The sequence below is a fragment of the Magnetococcales bacterium genome (genome assembly GCA_015228935.1).
Classification (GTDB): domain Bacteria; phylum Pseudomonadota; class Magnetococcia; order Magnetococcales; family DC0425bin3; genus HA3dbin3.
Genome location: JADGCO010000084.1, coordinates 1 through 18114, shown reverse-complemented (window position 1 = coordinate 18114; position 18114 = coordinate 1). Strand labels below are relative to the sequence as shown.

Annotated in this window: 15 protein-coding genes and 4 tRNA genes; 14 read left to right on the top strand and 5 right to left on the bottom strand. The window is 56.3% G+C overall.

Going from position 1 to position 18114, the window contains the following annotated elements; genetic code table 11:
• Positions 1 to 83 precede the first annotated feature (83 nt).
• From rsxG to rsxA, 5 genes are all read right to left on the bottom strand, one after another.
• Positions 84 to 683, bottom strand: coding sequence for an electron transport complex subunit RsxG (rsxG, locus tag HQL65_16130; protein ID MBF0137758.1), 600 nt, complete (start codon positions 681 to 683; stop codon positions 84 to 86).
• Positions 684 to 692: 9 nt separating this feature from the next.
• Complete coding sequence (locus HQL65_16125) at positions 693 to 1766, bottom strand: RnfABCDGE type electron transport complex subunit D (protein ID MBF0137757.1); 1074 nt, start codon at positions 1764 to 1766, stop codon at positions 693 to 695.
• Positions 1767 to 1838: 72 nt separating this feature from the next.
• A complete protein-coding gene (rsxC, locus tag HQL65_16120) occupies positions 1839 to 3452 on the bottom strand; it encodes an electron transport complex subunit RsxC (GenBank protein MBF0137756.1) in 1614 nt (537 codons plus the stop codon).
• A gap of 53 nt (positions 3453 to 3505) precedes the next feature.
• Positions 3506 to 4039, bottom strand: a complete 534-nt coding sequence (gene rsxB / locus HQL65_16115; GenBank protein MBF0137755.1) for an electron transport complex subunit RsxB — start codon at positions 4037 to 4039, stop codon at positions 3506 to 3508.
• Positions 4040 to 4077: 38 nt separating this feature from the next.
• Entirely contained in the window at positions 4078 to 4671 is a 594-nt protein-coding gene (rsxA, locus tag HQL65_16110) for an electron transport complex subunit RsxA (GenBank protein MBF0137754.1), read from the bottom strand.
• 486 nt (positions 4672 to 5157) lie between these two features.
• Here rsxA and HQL65_16105 point away from each other — a divergent pair, with 486 nt between their 5' ends.
• The 14 genes from HQL65_16105 (at position 5158) to lon (ending at position 17960) form a co-directional block, all read left to right on the top strand.
• Positions 5158 to 6027 carry an Mrp/NBP35 family ATP-binding protein gene (locus tag HQL65_16105; protein ID MBF0137753.1) on the top strand — a complete coding sequence of 290 codons (870 nt, stop codon included), beginning with the start codon at positions 5158 to 5160 and terminating at the stop codon, positions 6025 to 6027.
• 427 nt (positions 6028 to 6454) lie between these two features.
• A complete protein-coding gene (locus HQL65_16100; GenBank protein ID MBF0137752.1) occupies positions 6455 to 7375 on the top strand; it encodes a hypothetical protein in 921 nt (306 codons plus the stop codon).
• Between the two features lie 98 nt (positions 7376 to 7473).
• Positions 7474 to 7923, top strand: a complete 450-nt coding sequence (gene rpiB / locus HQL65_16095; protein ID MBF0137751.1) for a ribose 5-phosphate isomerase B — start codon at positions 7474 to 7476, stop codon at positions 7921 to 7923.
• An 11-nt stretch (positions 7924 to 7934) separates the two neighbouring features.
• The gene (locus tag HQL65_16090) at positions 7935 to 9185 is read left to right on the top strand and encodes a serine hydroxymethyltransferase (protein MBF0137750.1); all 1251 of its coding nucleotides are present in this window, start codon (positions 7935 to 7937) and stop codon (positions 9183 to 9185) included.
• 15 nt (positions 9186 to 9200) lie between these two features.
• Complete coding sequence (gene ribD, locus HQL65_16085; GenBank protein MBF0137749.1) at positions 9201 to 10316, top strand: bifunctional diaminohydroxyphosphoribosylaminopyrimidine deaminase/5-amino-6-(5-phosphoribosylamino)uracil reductase RibD; 1116 nt, start codon at positions 9201 to 9203, stop codon at positions 10314 to 10316.
• Positions 10317 to 10543: 227 nt separating this feature from the next.
• Positions 10544 to 11161, top strand: a complete 618-nt coding sequence (locus HQL65_16080; GenBank protein MBF0137748.1) for a cytidylate kinase-like family protein — start codon at positions 10544 to 10546, stop codon at positions 11159 to 11161.
• A gap of 171 nt (positions 11162 to 11332) precedes the next feature.
• Positions 11333 to 11409, top strand: a tRNA-Pro gene (locus HQL65_16075).
• Between the two features lie 136 nt (positions 11410 to 11545).
• Positions 11546 to 11621, top strand: a tRNA-Arg gene (locus HQL65_16070).
• Positions 11622 to 11679: 58 nt separating this feature from the next.
• Positions 11680 to 11755, top strand: a tRNA-His gene (locus HQL65_16065).
• 96 nt (positions 11756 to 11851) lie between these two features.
• Positions 11852 to 11936: transfer RNA gene (locus HQL65_16060), tRNA-Leu, on the top strand.
• Positions 11937 to 11978: 42 nt separating this feature from the next.
• Positions 11979 to 13298: a trigger factor gene (gene tig, locus HQL65_16055; GenBank protein ID MBF0137747.1), complete on the top strand. Its 1320-nt coding sequence runs from the start codon at positions 11979 to 11981 to the stop codon at positions 13296 to 13298.
• A 198-nt stretch (positions 13299 to 13496) separates the two neighbouring features.
• Positions 13497 to 14102 (top strand): ATP-dependent Clp endopeptidase proteolytic subunit ClpP, encoded by a 606-nt coding sequence (gene clpP, locus HQL65_16050; protein ID MBF0137746.1) that lies wholly within the window; start codon positions 13497 to 13499, stop codon positions 14100 to 14102.
• 81 nt (positions 14103 to 14183) lie between these two features.
• A complete protein-coding gene (clpX, locus tag HQL65_16045; GenBank protein ID MBF0137745.1) occupies positions 14184 to 15452 on the top strand; it encodes an ATP-dependent Clp protease ATP-binding subunit ClpX in 1269 nt (422 codons plus the stop codon).
• 30 nt (positions 15453 to 15482) lie between these two features.
• Positions 15483 to 17960, top strand: coding sequence for an endopeptidase La (gene lon, locus HQL65_16040; GenBank protein MBF0137744.1), 2478 nt, complete (start codon positions 15483 to 15485; stop codon positions 17958 to 17960).
• Positions 17961 to 18114: the final 154 nt, after the last annotated feature.

The window sequence follows — 18114 nt, the reverse complement described above, 5'->3', positions numbered from 1 at the left end:
CATGCCGAGGAACTGGACGAAAATGGCGTTATTGTCCCAGAATCCGTCGATCATGACTTTCTGGTTTGTCAGTGACTGATTGCTCATGGGGCGCTCCGGGCAAAAATTTTATCTTGATTGTCTTTGTAGAATTCCAACCCCCTGCGCACGGCATTGACCACGGCCCGGGGGGTGATGGTGGCCCCTGCAAACTGATCGAATTCACCACCATCTTTCTTGACGGCCCATTTGGCATTGTCGAGGTTTTTGCCTTTGAATTTATCGGGCCAGTCGGTAATGACGATCTTGTCACCCAGGCCGGGGGTCTCTTTGTGTTCCAATATTTTGATCGAATTGACCGTGCCGGCCTTGTCCAGGCCGATCATGATGGCAATGTCACCCGAATAGCCATCCGGGGCGATAACGGTGAAGGCCGCGCCAATATCCTCACCCCCCTTGCTGGCGCGATAGATGCGGACCGGGCGCATTTTTTTGTGGAGGCGTTTATCGGTCATCTCGACTGAATCCGTAACCGGGTTGTTGTCGAACCCGGGCGGCAGATTTTGTTTCAGGGCCAGGAGCGTTTCCTGAAGCTTTGCCTGGGCAATAGGTTCACGGGTCCACATTTCGGTACCGGCCATGAACGCCGTGCAAACGCCCGCCACGATCATCAGGATCAGACCCATTTTCAGGGAATCGAACATCGATCACTCCTAGGTATTCCTTTGTTGGGTTTTTCCGTAGGCCACGGGGCGGGTGTATTGGTCGATGAGTGGCACGGTTGCGTTCATCAGGACGATGGCAAACGACACACCTTCCGGGTATCCCCCCCAGGTTCGAATCAGGTAGGTGAGGATGCCACACCCCAGGCCGAAAATGATTTGACCCTTGGCGGTCACCGGGGATGTCACCATGTCGGTGGCCATGAAAAACACCCCAAGAATCAAACCACCCGTAATCAGGTGGAAAAGGGGATTGGGATAGGCACCCGGATCCAGCATCCAGAAGACGGCAGCCGGTACCAGACAGCCGGCCAGCATGGAGAGCGGAATGTGCCAGGTGATCACCTTGCGGTGCAGCAGATAGAGACCACCCAGGGTCAGCAGGATGACCGATGTCTCTCCCAGGGATCCTCCCATCATACCGCTTGTGGCATCCAGATAATTGAAGCCGTAATTTCCTCCCAGGGCCACATCGACGGTCCGTCCCATGCCGACCTCGGTCCGGTATTGACCGAGAGGGGTGGCACCGGTCACGGTGTCCAGGGGCAACAGGGCACCGTATCCACCACCCAGGAAAATATTGATGGACTGGAGCAGGGAGTAGGAGGATTCTCCGAAAAGCGGGGTGGGCTTGGGCCAGAAAGTCAGTTGCACCGGGAAGGAGATCAGCAAAAATACCCGGGAGATCAGGGCCGGGTTGAAAATATTTTGTCCCAGGCCGCCGTAGAGCTGTTTGCCGACGAGGATGGCAAAGAGTCCGCCCACGACGCAGAGCCACCAGGGGGCATGCGGCGGCAGGGTCAGGGCCAGCAGCAACCCGGTCAGGGCCGCCGAATGGTCACCCATGGTCGAGGGCCAGCCGCGCATCTTGATGAGCAGGTGTTCCACGATCATGCAGGTGGCCACCGTGGTCAGGATCACGAACAGGGTCGGCCAGCCGAACAGCATGACGGAAAAGGCCGTGGCCGGCATCAGCGCCCAGATCACCGTGCGCATCACCTGCGGTATGGATTCTCCGCCATGAACATGGGGAGAGGATAATATCTGCTGGGTTGGATGGTTCATGGTGCGCCGGGCTTTCCTTTTGCAATGGACACGATGGGAACGATACTCCCGGTTGTCGGCTTTGCTGGACGATCAGGTTTCCGATGCTGGATCAGACTTTTTTTTCCCGGGCGGCTTCACGCCGGGTTTGCCTGGCCCCTTTCCTTGCGGGCGGGTGGCGGCTTCCGCAGGTGACGGCGATCCTTCGTTGGCCGTGCCGCTGCCTGCTGCGGCATCTGGTGCGGCACTCTTTTTGGCTGCCATCTTGGCTTTCATTTCGGCTTTTTTGCGTTCTTTTTCGGCTTTTTCCAGTTCGATCCGTTCCTGTTTGGCCTTGCTGCGTATTTTGGTCAGGTCGTTCTTTTTCTTTTCCCGGTCTTTGGCCTGGAGGGTCATTTTGGCAAACCGGAAATAGTGGACCAGCGGAATATGGGCCGGGCAGACAAAAGAGCAGGAGCCGCATTCGATACAATCGGAGAGATTATACTCGCCCATTTTGTCCCAGAGGGCATTGCGGGTTCCCCAGGCCATTTCCGTCGGGGTGAGACGCATGGGGCAGGCTTGCACGCAACGCCCGCAGCGGATACAGGGACTTTCCCGTTTTTCGGAAACCTCTTCGGCGGTCAGGGCCAGAATACCGGAGGTGCCTTTGACCACCGGAACCCGGGTCGTATTCAGGGTGACCCCCATCATGGGGCCGCCGGAGATGATTTTTTTGTGGTTTGGTTTGAGGCCGCCGCAGTGGGCGATCAGGTCATCGACCGGGGTACCCAGCAACACTTCCAGATTGCGGGGGTTGGTGATGCCCAGGCCGCTGACGGTCACCACCCGGGCGATCAGGGGGCGACCGAACTTGACGGCATCCCGGATGGCCAGGGATGTGGCCACGTTGTGGACGACCACGCCCACATCGACGGGCAACCCGCCGGAGGGAACCTGCCGACCGGTCAAAACTTCGATGAGCTGTTTTTCCGAACCCTGGGGGTACATGACCGGCAGTACCTTGACCGACAGGCTGGACTCATTGGCCACGGCGGCCTGCATGGCGCGAATGGCGGCGGGCTTGTTGGCCTCGATACCGATCACGCATTGGTTCGTTTCCAGACCCCGCAACATGATCTTGAACCCTTCGACCAGATCCCGGGAACGTTCTTCCATGAGGCGGGCATCGCAGGTCAGGTAGGGTTCGCACTCCACGCCGTTGATGACGAGGAGTTCGACCTTTTTATCGCCGGGAGGGGACATTTTGACATGGCTTGGGAAGGTTGCGCCGCCCATGCCGACGATACCGGCTTCCAGTATCTTGCGGCGTATATCCTTGGGGTCGGCTTCCAGGGGATTGGGGAGGCCGGTCAACCCATCCACCCATTGATCCTTGCCATCCGGTTCCAACTCGGCGCAGAGCATGGTCAGTCCGGAGGGGTGGGCGACAGGGTATTCGTCGATGGTCCGTATGGTGCCCGAGGTGGGGGCGTGGACCTGGGCCGAAATGAATCCCTGGGCAATGCCGATGACACTTCCCTTCAGGACATGCGCCCCCGGTGAGACGCAAGGTTCGCAGGGGCGCCCCATGTGCTGGTGCAGGGGGACGATCAGCCGTTTCGGCAGCGGCAGCGCCTCAATGGCACAATTTTCCGTGAGATTCTTGTATTCCCTGGGGTGAACGCCCCCGTGGAACTTGCGCAACACTTCCGCCACAATTCCCATTTTGATTCCTCACTCTGGAAGACCGTTGCTCCTGGTGCCCGGCAGTTTCAGTCTCAGTGAAGGGCGTAGGGTCCGGACGGTTTTTCCCATTTCCAGTCATACAGGGTCACAGGTACGGGTACCATGTCGATGCAATCGACCGGGCAGGGTTCGACACAGGCCTTGCAGCCGGTACATTCGGCCTGGATGACGGTGTGGGATTGTTTGTTGGCTCCCACGATGGCATCCACCGGGCAGGCTTTGATGCAGGCGGTGCAACCGATGCAGGACTCTTCCCGGATGTAGGCCATGATGGGTCCTTCGCCGGCGACCGGTTTTGGATCGACACCCAGGATGGCGGCCAATTGTTCCATGATGGATGCCCCTCCGGGCAGGCACAGGTTGACTTCCACGCCACCTCCGCCCAGGGCCTCGGCATAGGAGCGGCAGCCCGGATAGCCGCAGTTGCCGCAATTGGTGGCCGGCAGGGCTGCTTCAAGCTTGCCGGCAATCGGATCGCTCTGCACTTGCAGCTTTTTGTCGGCCAGACCCAGCCCTACCCCGGAAACGAGGGCCAGGATGCCCATGCTCATGACTGCTTCGATCATTTCGCTTTCTCCGTGCGCCTTGTCGTTTCAGCAGCGATTTACTTGACCATGCCGGAAAAACCCATGAAAGCCAGGGAAAGGAGACTGGCACTGATCAGGGAGATGGGTGATCCCTTGAACAACACCGGCACATCTGCCAGATCGATCCGTTGCCGCATGCCGGCGAAGAGGACCAGCACCAGACCAAAACCGATCCCGCCGCCCATGCCGTAGATGGCGGCCTGGATGAAATTGTTTTCCAGGGTGATGTTCAGGATGGCCACGCCCAGCACGGCGCAGTTGGTCGTGATCAGGGGCAGAAAGATGCCCAGGGCTGAGTAGAGGGCGGGACTTGCCTTGCGAATCACCATTTCGGTCAACTGGACCAGGGCGGCAATGATCAGGATGAAGGTCAGGGTTTGCAGGTAGGCCAGCCCAAGCGGGGCCAGGACAAATGTCTGCAACAGCCAGCACACCACCGATGCCAGGGTCATGACAAAAATCACGGCGTAGGTCATGCCGATGGCTGTTTCCACCTTCTTGGACACCCCCAGGAAGGGGCAGATGCCCAAAAACCTGGCCAGCACAAAATTGTTGACCAGCACCGTGCTGATCAGGATCATGATCAAATTGACGAACGTTGAGTCGCTCATGGCACCTGGCCCGCTGGAGTTGTTGCCGGTGGAAACACCCCAAAATTTCCTGAACGATGGCGCGATTTTGTGTTTTTGGACGTGATGATTTCTTTTCCATCACCTCTTCTTCCAAAATCGATGCGCAATCTACCAGACGTGGCGTTTCTTGTCACCCCACCTTGATCGCTTTTTCCTGCCCGTAAAACCATGTTGCAATGAAATCAATCCGAATGATTCGATTTTTTAATGTATTTTTTATGTCTTACAAAGCTTTGCATGGCTGCTTTCAACTTGATCCAGGTCAAGTTACGTTTCTGGGCATGGCTGGTTTCAACTTGATCCGGTTCAAATTACGTCTCTGATATCAACCGGGTACACATGGGGGGGAATGGCTTCTTTCGACAGGGGTTTGAATCCCGGGTTGCGCCTTGCTTGTATGCAAGGGATGGCGTATCCTCGAAGTCCTACTGTTTCAGTATGATTAATTCAGTGAAGGAGATGAACATGTCGGACAGGCAACCCGGTCAGATGCAGGATGCGGCCCGGAATGGCACCCAAAACAATTTATTGCCAGGGGTACGCCACGTGATTGCCGTCGCGTCGGGCAAGGGGGGGGTCGGCAAATCCACCACGGCAGTCAATCTGGCGTTGGCCTTGCATCAGGCGGGCGCGACGGTGGGACTCCTGGATGCGGATATCTACGGCCCCAGTCTGCCGCGCATGCTGAACATTCCGCATTTGCCCAAGGAGAATGAAGGGGGAGAAAACGGGATCAAACCGGCAGAAGCGTTTGGCATCAAGGCCATGTCCATGGGATTTTTCGTTCCGGAGGGTGCGCCCATGGTCTGGCGTGGACCCATGGTGGGCATGGCCGTCGAACAGCTTTTGCGGGATGTGGATTGGGGCGTACTGGATTATCTGGTCGTGGATCTTCCCCCCGGTACCGGGGATGCGCAGCTCACCCTGACCCAGAAAGTTCCCCTGACCGGCGTGGTGATCGTCTCCACACCCCAGGATGTTGCCCTGGCCGATGTCAGAAAAGGGATCAACATGTTCCGCAAGGTGGATGTGCCGGTTCTGGGCATCATCGAAAACATGTCCTATCACATATGTTCTCATTGCGGTCACCGCGCCGAAATATTTTCCCATGGCGGTGCCCGGCGGCAGGCCGAGGCGGAGGGCATGCCCTTCCTGGGTGAAATTCCCCTGGATCAATTTATTCGCGAGGATGCCGACTCAGGGCAACCCATCGTGGTCTCCCGTCCAGATGCCCCGCAAAGTGTCGTCTATCGACAGATTGCCGCCGCCGTGGTGGAACGCATCAATCAAATCGGCCTGGAAGCAACCGATGCACCCCGTATCGTCGTTGAATGAAAAACAGGTAACTGTTCAGCACCCTTTCAAGAAAAGCCTGAGCCGGATGCTGAACAGTTACAAACATGGCTGATTTGTAACTATTCAGCATCCCCATTCAAAACGTTTGAAAAACTGGGATGGGGGTCCAGGGGGAAGGGCTGTGCCCTTCCCCCTGGCGGGGTTTGGGGCTCAAGCCCCAACAAAGTCTTTTATATCAAGTCATTTTTTCGCAAGGGTTCTGAATAGATACAAAAAAAATTCCTGAAAAAATGCCCGGATGGAACCGGATTTCTGGTCATGGTCAAACTTCCACAAGGTGTTTCCGACAGAGCAGGCTTTCTGAAACCATCCTCGACAAGATCACCTCCATTCGCCATAATCGAAGGGCATCAGTAAAAAGCCTCAAATTCCATCAATCAATCCATGGCCCGGATGATCCTTTCCCGTGACCAGCACCCCGCAAGATGAATTCGACACGCCATGGAAAGATATCCTGGAAGGGTATTTTATTGATTTTTTGGCATTTTTTTTACCGGAGGCCCACGCCGACATCGACTGGGAACGCGGTTTTGAGTTTCTCGATACCGAATTGGCCCGCATCACCCGTGCATCGGAGGTCGGAGACCGACGCATGGATAAACTGGTCAAGGTATGGCGACGCGGTGATGGCCAGGAGTTCTGGGTACTGATCCACATCGAGGTTCAGGGAAACCGCAAGCCGAACTTTGCATCGGGAATGTATGTCTACCAGTACAGGGCCTATGATCTCCATCAGAAGCCGGTGGTCGGTCTGGCCATCCTGGCTGACGAAGAGACCGGTTGGCGACCGACAGAATTCAGCTACGATCTGTGGGGCACCCAACAAATTTATCGCTTTACGACCATTAAATTATTGGATTATGCGGAAGCCGATCTGGAAAATTCCAGCAATCCGTTTGCCATTGTCACTTTGGCTCATCTGCACGCCAAAAAAACCAGACATCAGCCGGAGAAACGTTATCAGGTTAAATGGCATTTAATTCGCAACTTGTACAAAGGCGGTTTCAATCGTCAACAGATAATCGATCTGTTTCGATTCATCGATTGGGTATTGCACCTGCCGGATAATCTTGCCAAACAGTTGCGAACAGAAATCGTTGCTTTTGAGGAGAACCAAAAAATGCCCTACATTTCGAGTGTGGAACGGATAGGTGAAAAAAATGGTGTAGCCAAAATGCTGACGCGCATGTTGCAGCGTCGCTTTGGTGATTTGCCGGCATGGGCCAATGAAAAAATTGCCAAGGCCGAGTTGTCCTCTCTGGAAGAGTGGAGCGTGCATTTTGTGGAGGCACAATCGTTGGACGCAATCTTCGTGGACAAGGCATGAACAAAACAAAGTCGCTGCCTGGAAAATGACTGGCGGGAACTCTTCTCATGATTCTGGAAACATTGGAAGATGTTGCATTGAAATACGGAGTCGGACGAATGCGAATTCTTGTGGCTGGAGACCATGGTGCGTTCACCCTGAAGGCGCAGGTGGTTGAATATTTGCAGCAACGGGGACATGATGTCGTGGATCTGGGAACCCACGGACCGGAATCGGTGGACTATCCCGAATTTGCCGGCCAACTGTGTCGTGCCCTGCTGTCCGGCGCGGGGGATCGGGGTGTCTTGATGTGCGGGACGGGGATCGGCATTTCCATGGCCGCCAACCGGTTTCCGGGCATCCGCGCCGCCCTGTGCCATGACGAACTGACAGCCCGCCTGTCACGCCTGCACAATGACGCCAACGTGCTGGTCATGGGCGGACGAACGACCGGTCCGGCCGTGGCAGATGCCATTCTGGCCGCCTGGCTGAAAACCCCCTTCGAAGGGGGAAGACATGCGCGACGTCTTGAAATTCTGGAACAGCAATATACAAAGGAAACCCCATGAACTCCCTCCCCATGGATCTGCAAGCCTTCGATCCGGAAATGTACGCCGCCATCGGCGAAGAGCTGGGTCGGCAACGGAACCAGATTGAATTGATCGCCTCGGAAAACATTGTCAGCCGGGCCGTGCTGGCAGCCCAGGGGTGCGTGATGACCAACAAGTACGCCGAAGGGTACCCCCACAAGCGGTACTACGGAGGGTGCCACTGCGTGGACAAGGCGGAGGATCTGGCGATTGATCGCGCCCGGCAATTGTTCGGTTGTACCTACGTCAACGTGCAGCCCCACTCCGGTTCCCAGGCCAACATGGGAGCCTATCTCGCCATGCTCGAAACCGGTGAGACCATCCTGGGCATGTCCCTGGCCGAGGGAGGACACCTGACCCATGGGGCCAAAGTCAATTTTTCCGGACAGATTTTCAAGGCGGTTCAATACGGTCTCAATCCGGAAACCGAACAGATCGATTACGACCAGGTGGCTGCATTGGCAAAGGAACATCGGCCCCGGGTGATTGTGGCCGGGGCCTCGGCCTACAGCCGCATCATCGATTTTGCCCGGTTTCGGGACATCTGTGACAGCGTGGGAGCGATGCTGCTTGTGGACATGGCGCACTTTGCCGGTCTGGTGGCCACGGGAGAACACCCGACCCCCTTCGGTCATGCCGATGTCGTCACCACCACCACCCACAAGACCCTGCGCGGACCACGGGGTGGCATGATCATGACCAATCGGGAAGACCTGGCCAAAAAAATCAATTCCAAAATTTTCCCCGGCATCCAGGGCGGACCATTGATGCATGTCATCGCCGCCAAGGGCGTGGCCTTCAAGGAGGCCTTGCAACCTGAATTCAAGCTCTATGCCCAACAAATCCGGCGCAATGCCCAGGCGCTGGCAGCAACTTTGACCGCCGGAGGTTTGCGGATCGTCTCCGGCGGCACGGACAACCACCTGATGCTCGTGGATCTGACCTCGCGCAACATTACCGGCAAGGATACCGAAGCCGCCCTGGAACGGGCCGGATTGACCTGCAATAAAAATGCAATTCCCAAGGATCCCCGGAGTCCGTTCGTGACCTCGGGCATCCGGTTGGGAACGCCGGCTTCCACCACCCGGGGACTGGGTGAAGCGGAATTCCGGGAAGTCGGTGAGATGATCGTGCAGGTGGTGAACGCCCTGGGACAGGGAGATTCGAGCCGGGCCGAGTCCGAGGTTCGGGAACGGGTCCGGGAGTTGTGTACCCGTTTTCCGGTTTACCCTGGATTGTAGGCGATGTCTTCCAGAATGCAGCACGAAGATCATCGGTTCATGGAACAGGCGTTGCGCCTGGCGGCACGGGCGGAGGGACGGACATGCCCCAATCCCCTGGTGGGGTGTGTGGTGGTGCGCGACGGGCGGCAGGTGGGCAGAGGGTACCATCACCGGGCAGGAGAACCCCATGCCGAGGTGATTGCGCTGGCCCAGGCAGGTGATCTGGCCCGGGGATCCACGGCTTATGTGACCCTCGAACCCTGTAGCCATTTCGGTCGCACGCCACCCTGCGCCGACGCCCTGATCGATGCCGGAGTGCAACGGGTGGTGGCCGCCATGCAGGATCCCAACCCCCAGGTGGCTGGCCGGGGTCTGCAACGGCTGCGGGAAGCGGGTATTGAGGTTGTCGTGGGAGTCGAAGAAACCGCCGCCATGCGCCTGAATGGCCCATTCCTGACCTGGCTGGCCCAGAAAAGGCCCCTGGTCACCCTCAAGGGAGCGCTTTCCCTCGATGGCAAGATTGCCACCCGTACCGGCAAAAGCCAGTGGATCACCGGCAAAGAGTCGCGCCTGATGGTTCAACGCCTGCGAGATCGATACGACGTGGTCATGGTGGGGAGTGGAACCGTGTTGGCCGACAATCCCCGCCTGACCTGTCGCCTGCCCAATGGACGCCATCCCATACGCCTGGTACTCGATTCCACCTTGCGCATTTCAACGGATGCCGCACTCTTTTCTGCCGCCCCCCCCGCACCCATCTGGATCGCCACCACCCCCCGGGCTGATCCGGTCCGCAAACAGGAACTGGAAATGATCCCCGGCGTGGTCATCATTCCCTGCCAGGCCAATCCGGAAGGTCGGGTGGATCTGCACAACCTGATGGGTATTCTGGCCGAAAAAGGCATCCTCAGCGTGCTGTCGGAAGCGGGTGGAACACTGACACATGCCCTGCTGGAAGCGCGTCTGGCCGACCGTCTCGTCATGTTTCTGGCCCCCATCCTGATCGGTGGTCGGGATGCCCCGGGTTTTCTGGACCGGATGGGCATCGATCGCCTGGCAGCGGCACCCTTCCTCGATCAGGTGCAGATTCAGCAAACAGGCAAGGATCTGCTCGTCACAGGAGATTTGCGTTACCCGGATGGATCATGAATGAAATAAATTAACGCAGACACGATTTGACATTTTTCTGCAAATTTCGTTCAATGGGGATATAGCTCTCGGATTTTGACTTTACGATTCAGAATTTTCACGGGGAATTGAAAATGAAACTGCTTCTGGCAATAAGAGAAATTCTCATAAACAACGGACTGGTGATACCAGCCTACCTCAAGCAGGAAAGAATCGAGCAATGCGACACGGGTCAGAAATGTCCTGTCGTGACCATCTCCAGGGCCCTGGGTGCCGATGGCAGCAAAATTGCCGAGCTGCTCTCCGAATCTCTCACGGTTCCCTGTTTTGGCTATTCATTGCTGGACAAGATTGCCGAAGAGATCGGAATCAACAAGTCACTGATGGATCTGATCGACGAAAAAGGTCCCGCACCATTGGACAGATGGAGCTACTCCGCAGTCACCCATGGCAAGGTCAGCTCCCGGGAACAATATTATCGGCTGATGTCAAGGGTGATTTCGTCCATCGCCAAAGGGGGTGCCGTCATCATCGGTCGTGGAGCCAACCTGATTCTGGCTCACGAACCGAGGGTATTCCGGGTCCGTATCGAGGGATCCCTCGATACACGGGCCAAACGGGTTGCCGAACGCCAGGGAATCAGTATCCATGCCGCCAAGGAGTTTGTCGTCAGGTTCGACAAGGAACAAAAGCAGTTTTCAAAGGAGATTTACAAAATACATCCAACCCAGCGTACCCACTACGAACTTCTCCTCAGTTCGGATGACATCGAAAGGCACGCCGCAGTGGATATCATCATCCATGCGATGGAAAAAATGGGCTACTATGTTCCCGGTTCCAGCACCATCAAACAGCAGGGACTTTGATCTCTTGGGGTTTATGTAATAAAATCAAACATAAACGCTCGATAAAGTCACTTCCCGGCTTCGTTTTGGGTGCCGGCTCCGGTGGCAACCCGACAGTCGCCTTGCCTGGAAGAAAAAAGAGGCGTATGATGCCCCACTGTTTGGCTGTCTTGGCATCGGCTGATGTGTTCACGGGGTGTAGCGCAGTCTGGTAGCGCATCGGTTTTGGGAACCGAGGGCCGGAGGTTCAAATCCTCTCACCCCGACCAGTATTCGCCGTTTGTCCCGAAAAGTGTGCCCAAAGAGTGCTACAAAAAGGATGCCGAAGAGAATGCAGGATTGGTTCCGAAGAGGATGCGGGATTGGTTCGGGTCGGCATGAACCGTGAAATTCGCCGCTGACCAGGCGCTCGTAGCTCAAAGGATAGAGCAACGGCCTTCTAAGCCGTAGGTTGCAGGTTCGAGTCCTGCCGGGCGCGCCACGGTGACTCGCCAATCTGATGACCTGTTGCAACGGTTTGGCCTTGTTCATGCATTATGGCGGACGTAGCTCAGTTGGTAGAGCTCCGGATTGTGGCTCCGGTGGTCGCGAGTTCGAGCCTCGTCGTTCGCCCCAAATTATCCTGAAGCGCCAGCCCGGTCCTCTCCCTGGTGGAGACCGGGCTGTTTTTTTCCCATGGATCGCATCCACTCCCGTTCAGCCTGGCGGCTTGCGAAAGTGGCGGAACCGGCAGACGCGCTGGACTTAGGATCCAGTGCCGCAAGGCGTGGGGGTTCAACTCCCCCCTTTCGCACCAAACCGACGGCCATACCCATTCACTCACGCGACGAGATAAAACATGGAAGTCACGGTTGAAAAAAGTGGCACTTTTGATCGGCAAGTCATCGTGCGCATCCCGGGCACGGAAGTCACATCCCTGCTGGATGTGGAATTCGGTCGCCTGTCTCATTCCGTGCGCCTGCCTGGATTTCGCGCCGGGAAAATTCCCCGCAAGGTCCTGGAAGGACGCTTCGGTCCGGAAGTCAAAGCCGGCGTGGCCGAACAACTCTTTAAAAACACCTATCTGAAAGCCTTGGAAAAAGATGCCCTGCTGCCGGTTGACATGCCCCATGTGCAACTGGGAACCATCAAACGTGGCGAAGATTTCGTCTATACCGCATCCATCCAGATATTTCCCAAGGTGGAACCGAAGGATTATCGGCAAATCGCCCTGCAACGCCCCCAGGTGGACATCGCCGATGCCGATGTGGAAGATGTCCTGACCCGCCTGCAACAAAGTCTCGCCACCTACCATGCCGAACCCGGTCGTCAAGCCGTTGACGGAGATCAGGTGCTGCTGGACTTTGATGGCAGCGTGGATGATCAGGCCTTCGAACACGGTCACGCCAAAGGGTTCCAACTGCTTCTGGGCAGTGGTCAGTTCATCCCGGGTTTCGAGGATCAGTTGCAGGGCAGCAAACCCGGCGAAGAACGCCTCGTCACCGTCACCTTCCCCACCACCTACCACCACCCCGGATTGGCCGGCAAAGAGGCCCGCTTCCGCTGCACCATCCACGAAGTCCGCCGCCCGGAACTCCCCCCCCTGGATGACGATCTTGCCAGCAAAGCCGGCGTCAAGGAGGGTGGAGTGCCCCAACTCCGGCAGAATATTCACAAACAACTGGCAGAATCTTCCCAGGAGTTGATCGAGCAGATGGTGCGCCGTCAGGTTCTGGATGCCCTCTGGCAAAGCAATCGCATGGAACTCCCCAGCCAACTGGTGGATCGTGAACTGGAAGGTCTCGTGCAACGCGCCAAAACCGGCCGATCCGCCGAAGAAGATGCCGCCATCGAAGCCAAAATACGCAGCGATCACCGCGAAGAGGCCGAAAAGCGCGTCACCCTGGGCCTGCTGATGGGAACCATCGCCCGCATCGAAACCATCGAAGCCGACGAAGCCTCCATATCCGCCTACCTGGACAAAATGGTCCTCCAGTTCGGCGAACATGCCGCCCAGATGCGTAAATACTTCGAAGAAAACAAGGAACGTCGCAGCGAAATCGTCAGCACCGTCCTGGAACACAAGGTCCTGGACTGGCTCGTGGCCCAGGGAAAGATCACCGAAGAAAAATGTACCCTGAAGGAATTGAAGGAACGGCAGAAAGCCATTGCCATTTGATTCCTGGACGTGCATAACTGTTCCTGAGCCAGTCAAAATGGGACAAACTCCCGGGAGTGGCTTTGAACCTTCAGGATTACCCAACAAGATACATGGGGATGAAGAAAATGTGGTGCCGATCTTGCATGAAATGATCGCACCTTGTTTTGACAGAATCGATCCGGAACAACGGTGCGACACAAGGAAAGGGATACACCGATGAACCTGGTTCCCATGGTCATAGAGACCACCAATCGGGGTGAACGCGCCTACGATATCTACTCCCGGTTGCTGAAGGAGCGGGTGGTTTTCATCGTTGGCGGCATCAACGATGCCAACGCCAATCTGGTAATCGCCCAACTGCTTTATCTCGAATCAGAAAATCCGGAAAAAGACATCCACCTCTACATCAACAGCCCCGGAGGCGTGGTGACGGCAGGCATGGCCATCTACGACACCATGCAGTTCATCCGCCCCGATGTCAGTACCCTCTGCATCGGTCAGGCCGCCAGCATGGGAGCCTTGCTTCTGGCCGCCGGTGCCAAAAACAAACGCTTGGTTCTGCCCAATTCGCGCGTCATGATCCATCAACCCTCAGGTGGATTCCAGGGCCAGGCATCCGATGTGGAAATTCACGCCCGGGAAATGTTGCGCATCCGGGAACGCCTGAATCACGTTCTGGCCCATCATACCGGCCAACCCCTGGAACGCATCGCCTTGGATGTGGAACGGGATTATTTCATGACCAGCGATGAGTGCTGTCAGTACGGTCTGGCGGACCGTGTCATCACCCGCCGGGAAGTACCCGAAAACGCCGAAACCTGAGTCCAGACGGGTCGCCATCCCTGTCGGTGGCCATGTCTGGTATTGGATCCACTTGTCGGCACCAATTACGAAGAAAGATCCATGGGCAACAAGAATCCCCCCGAATCGGGCAGCATTTTGCACTGTTCTTTCTGTGGCAAAAATCAGCATGAAGCACGCAAGCTGATTGCAGGCCCCTCCGTGTTCATCTGCGATGAATGCGTGGATCTGTGTACGGAGATCATCCGCGAAGACAAGGGAACCCTGCTCACGGAAAAAAAAATGGGGGTTCCCAATCCCTTCCACATCAAAAAAGTGCTGGATGAGTATGTCGTGGGTCAGGACCATGCCAAGAAAGTCCTCTCCGTGGCGGTCTACAATCACTATAAACGCCTGGAAACCCGGGATCTGCACAAGGATGACGTGGAGATCGTCAAAAGCAACGTCCTGCTGATCGGTCCCACCGGCTCCGGTAAAACCCTCCTGGCCCAAACTCTCGCCCGGCTGCTGGAAGTCCCCTTCACCATCGCCGACGCCACCACCCTGACCGAAGCCGGCTATGTGGGCGAAGATGTGGAAAACATCATCCTGCGCCTGCTCCAGGCCGCCGACAATGATGTGGAAAAAGCCCAGCGGGGAATCGTCTTCATCGACGAAATCGACAAGATTTCCCGAAAATCGGACAATCCCTCCATCACGCGGGATGTCTCCGGTGAAGGGGTGCAACAAGCCCTGTTGAAAATCATCGAAGGAACCATCGCCAGCGTCCCCCCGCAGGGAGGTCGCAAACATCCGCAACAGGAATATCTGCAAGTCGATACGACCAATATTCTCGTCATCTGCGGCGGAGCCTTCAACGGCCTGGAAAAGGTGATCGAACGCCGTTCGGCCCTCTACCATGGCATCGGTTTCGGCGCTCAGGTCCGTCTCGGCGGTACCGACCGGAAAATCAACGAATTGCTGAAACTCCTGGAGCCGGAGGATCTGTTGCAATACGGGCTGATACCGGAATTTGTCGGTCGCCTGCCCGTCGTCGCCACCCTGGAAGATCTCGATCAGGATGCCATGGTCCGTATTCTGACCCAACCCAAGAATGCCCTGATCAAACAATACCAAAAACTCATGGAAATGGAAGGAGTCAAACTCACTTTCACGGATGATGCCCTGCGTGCCGTCGCCAGCAAGGCCGTCAAACGGAAAAGTGGTGCCCGCGGTCTGCGCGCCATCCTGGAAACCGTTCTGCTGGATGTCATGTTTGACATTCCTTCATCAACCGGTGTGACCGAGGTGGTGATCAATCGTGAAGCCATCGACAATCAGGCCGACCCCCTCCTCATCTACGGTGATGTTCCCATGGAAGCCAAGGCGTAAGGGAAAGGGTGCAACATGATTCCCAAGAAGATGGATTTTGAGACTCTTTTTCGCATGCCACTCCTCCCCCTGCGGGACATCGTCGTCTTTCCACACATGATCGTGCCCCTGTTTGTGGGCCGTGACCGCTCCATCCGCGCCCTGGAGGCCGTCTCCGGACGCGATGATGATCGCCGTATCCTCCTGGTCTCGCAAAAAGATGCCTCCACGGACAATCCGGAAGAAGAGGATATCTACCAGGTCGGCGTGATGGCCACGGTCCTGCAACTGCTGAAACTGCCGGATGGAACCATCAAGGTTCTCGTCGAAGGTGCGCACCGCGTGCAGATCCAACGCCTGGTGCAACTGGAACCCCATTTCATTGCCGAAGCCCAGCTCCTCGAAGATGCCGGCCACAATCACAACGAGGCCGAAGCCCTGATGCGCTCGGTGGTCACCCAGTTTGAAACCTTCGCCAAACTCAATAAAAAAGTACCCCCGGAAGTCTTGATGACCTTCCAGACCATCGAAGATCCGGCACGCCTGGCCGATACCGCCGCAACCCACCTCAATCTCAAGGTTGCCGACAAACAGGCGTTGCTGGAACTCCCGTCCGTGGTGGCACGTTTGGAGCGTCTGTTCGTGGCCCTGGAACAGGAAATCGATGTCCTGCAAGTGGAAAAACGTATCCGGGGGCGCGTCAAACGCCAGATGGAAAAAAGCCACCGGGATTATTATCTCAACGAACAGATGAAGGCGATCCAGAAAGAGCTGGGAGACCGGGGCGAGGATGAAGGCGAAAAAGATGAAATGACCGATCTGGCAGAAAAGATCGAAGCCGCCCAAATGTCCGAAGAAGCCCGCAAAAAAGCCGACTCGGAGCTGAAAAAACTGAAACAGATGTCCCCCATGTCGGCAGAAGCCACCGTGGTGCGCAATTATATCGATTGGCTCATCAGCCTTCCCTGGAGCAAAACCACCGAACTCAAACACGACCTCCGCGAGGCCGAACGCATTCTGGAAGCCGATCATTACGGCCTGGAAAAGGTCAAGGAACGGATCGTCGAACACTTGGCCGTGCAACAAAAAGTGGAAAAAATCAAGGGACCGATTCTCTGCCTGGTAGGACCGCCGGGGGTGGGCAAAACCTCGCTGGCCAAATCCATCGCCCATGCCTCGGGACGCAATTATGTGCGCATCTCCCTGGGCGGCGTGCGCGATGAAGCAGAAATCCGGGGGCACCGACGTACCTATATCGGTTCCCTGCCCGGAAAAATCATCCAGTCCATGAAAAAAGCCGGCAGCAACAATCCGCTCTTTCTGCTGGACGAAATCGACAAGGTGGGGGCCGACTTCCGTGGCGATCCTTCGTCAGCCCTGCTGGAAGTCCTGGATCCCGAACAAAACAACACCTTCTCCGACCATTACATGGAAGTGGAGTATGACCTCTCCAAGGTCATGTTCATCACCACAGCCAACAGCCTGGCCATTTCGCGTCCGCTGCTGGACCGACTGGAAGTGATCCGCCTGGCCGGCTACACGGAAGATGAAAAAATCCACATCGCCAAACGCTACCTGATTCCACGCCAAATGGAGGCCCACGGCCTGAAAAAAGGGGAATACCTGCTCTCGGATACCGCGCTCGTGGAAACCATCCGTTACTATACCCGCGAGGCCGGGGTCCGCAATCTGGAACGGGAAATCGCCACCCTCTGCCGCAAAGCCGCCAAGGCACTCCTGACAGAAAAAAAACGCACCCGCTTTTCCGTGGGAACGAACAATCTGGAAAAATATCTGGGGGTGCGCAACTATCGCTTCGGCTTGGCCGAGGAAAAAGATCTGGTCGGCGTGGCCACCGGTCTGGCCTGGACCAGTGTCGGTGGCGAGCTGCTCTCCATCGAAGGAATCCAGTTGCCCGGCAAGGGCAAGCTGACCATCACCGGTAAACTGGGCGATGTCATGCAGGAGTCGGTGCAGGCCGCCATGAGCTATGCCCGTTCCCGCTCCAAGGATTGGAAGTTTCCAAAAAATTTCTTCCAAAACAAAGATATCCATGTCCATGCCCCGGAGGGAGCCACCCCCAAGGATGGCCCCTCGGCAGGCATTGCCATCTGCACGGCCATTGTCAGCACCCTGACCAATATCCCCATCCGCAAGGATGTGGCCATGACCGGTGAAATCACCCTCCAAGGTCGGGTCCTCATCATCGGTGGCTTGAAAGAAAAACTCCTGGCCGCCCACCGGGGAGGCATTCGTCACGTCATCATCCCTCTGGACAATGTCAAAGACCTCAAGGATGTCCCGCAAACCATCCTGAAAGATCTGGAAATCCACCCCGTGTCCCACATGGACGAAGTCGTGGCCCTGGCCCTGGTGCGTTCTCCCAAAAATTTGTCTCACAAAGAAACTGAAGATATCACAGAAAATGAAGATAAAACAAACAGTGATGAAGAAGATGCACTGGTATCCGTGCAGACCGCTGTCGATCCGGCAGTGCCCCCCGTGGAATCTCCTTCCATCACACATTAGAATCCGACTCGAACAAAAACAGTATTTATTGGTTTTTGTAAGAGGCTGTCCATTAACTCTCAGATAAAAAAATTGGGAAGAAAGATTTTATTGGGGCTCCGCCCCAAACCCCACCAGGAGGAAGGGCACAGCCCTTCCTCCTGGACCTCCATCC

Excerpts from the sequence above, each read along its gene's own strand:
- rsxG (MBF0137758.1), bottom strand. The coding sequence starts at position 683 with ATGTTCGATTCCCTGAAAATGGGTCTGATCCTGATGATCGTGGCGGGC.
- HQL65_16125 (MBF0137757.1), bottom strand. The coding sequence starts at position 1,766 with ATGAACCATCCAACCCAGCAGATATTATCCTCTCCCCATGTTCATGGC.
- rsxC (MBF0137756.1), bottom strand. The coding sequence starts at position 3,452 with ATGGGAATTGTGGCGGAAGTGTTGCGCAAGTTCCACGGGGGCGTTCAC.
- rsxB (MBF0137755.1), bottom strand. The coding sequence starts at position 4,039 with ATGATCGAAGCAGTCATGAGCATGGGCATCCTGGCCCTCGTTTCCGGG.
- rsxA (MBF0137754.1), bottom strand. The coding sequence starts at position 4,671 with ATGAGCGACTCAACGTTCGTCAATTTGATCATGATCCTGATCAGCACG.
- HQL65_16105 (MBF0137753.1), top strand. The coding sequence starts at position 5,158 with ATGTCGGACAGGCAACCCGGTCAGATGCAGGATGCGGCCCGGAATGGC.
- rpiB (MBF0137751.1), top strand. The coding sequence starts at position 7,474 with ATGCGAATTCTTGTGGCTGGAGACCATGGTGCGTTCACCCTGAAGGCG.
- HQL65_16090 (MBF0137750.1), top strand. The coding sequence starts at position 7,935 with ATGGATCTGCAAGCCTTCGATCCGGAAATGTACGCCGCCATCGGCGAA.
- ribD (MBF0137749.1), top strand. The coding sequence starts at position 9,201 with ATGCAGCACGAAGATCATCGGTTCATGGAACAGGCGTTGCGCCTGGCG.
- tig (MBF0137747.1), top strand. The coding sequence starts at position 11,979 with ATGGAAGTCACGGTTGAAAAAAGTGGCACTTTTGATCGGCAAGTCATC.
- clpP (MBF0137746.1), top strand. The coding sequence starts at position 13,497 with ATGAACCTGGTTCCCATGGTCATAGAGACCACCAATCGGGGTGAACGC.
- clpX (MBF0137745.1), top strand. The coding sequence starts at position 14,184 with ATGGGCAACAAGAATCCCCCCGAATCGGGCAGCATTTTGCACTGTTCT.
- lon (MBF0137744.1), top strand. The coding sequence starts at position 15,483 with ATGGATTTTGAGACTCTTTTTCGCATGCCACTCCTCCCCCTGCGGGAC.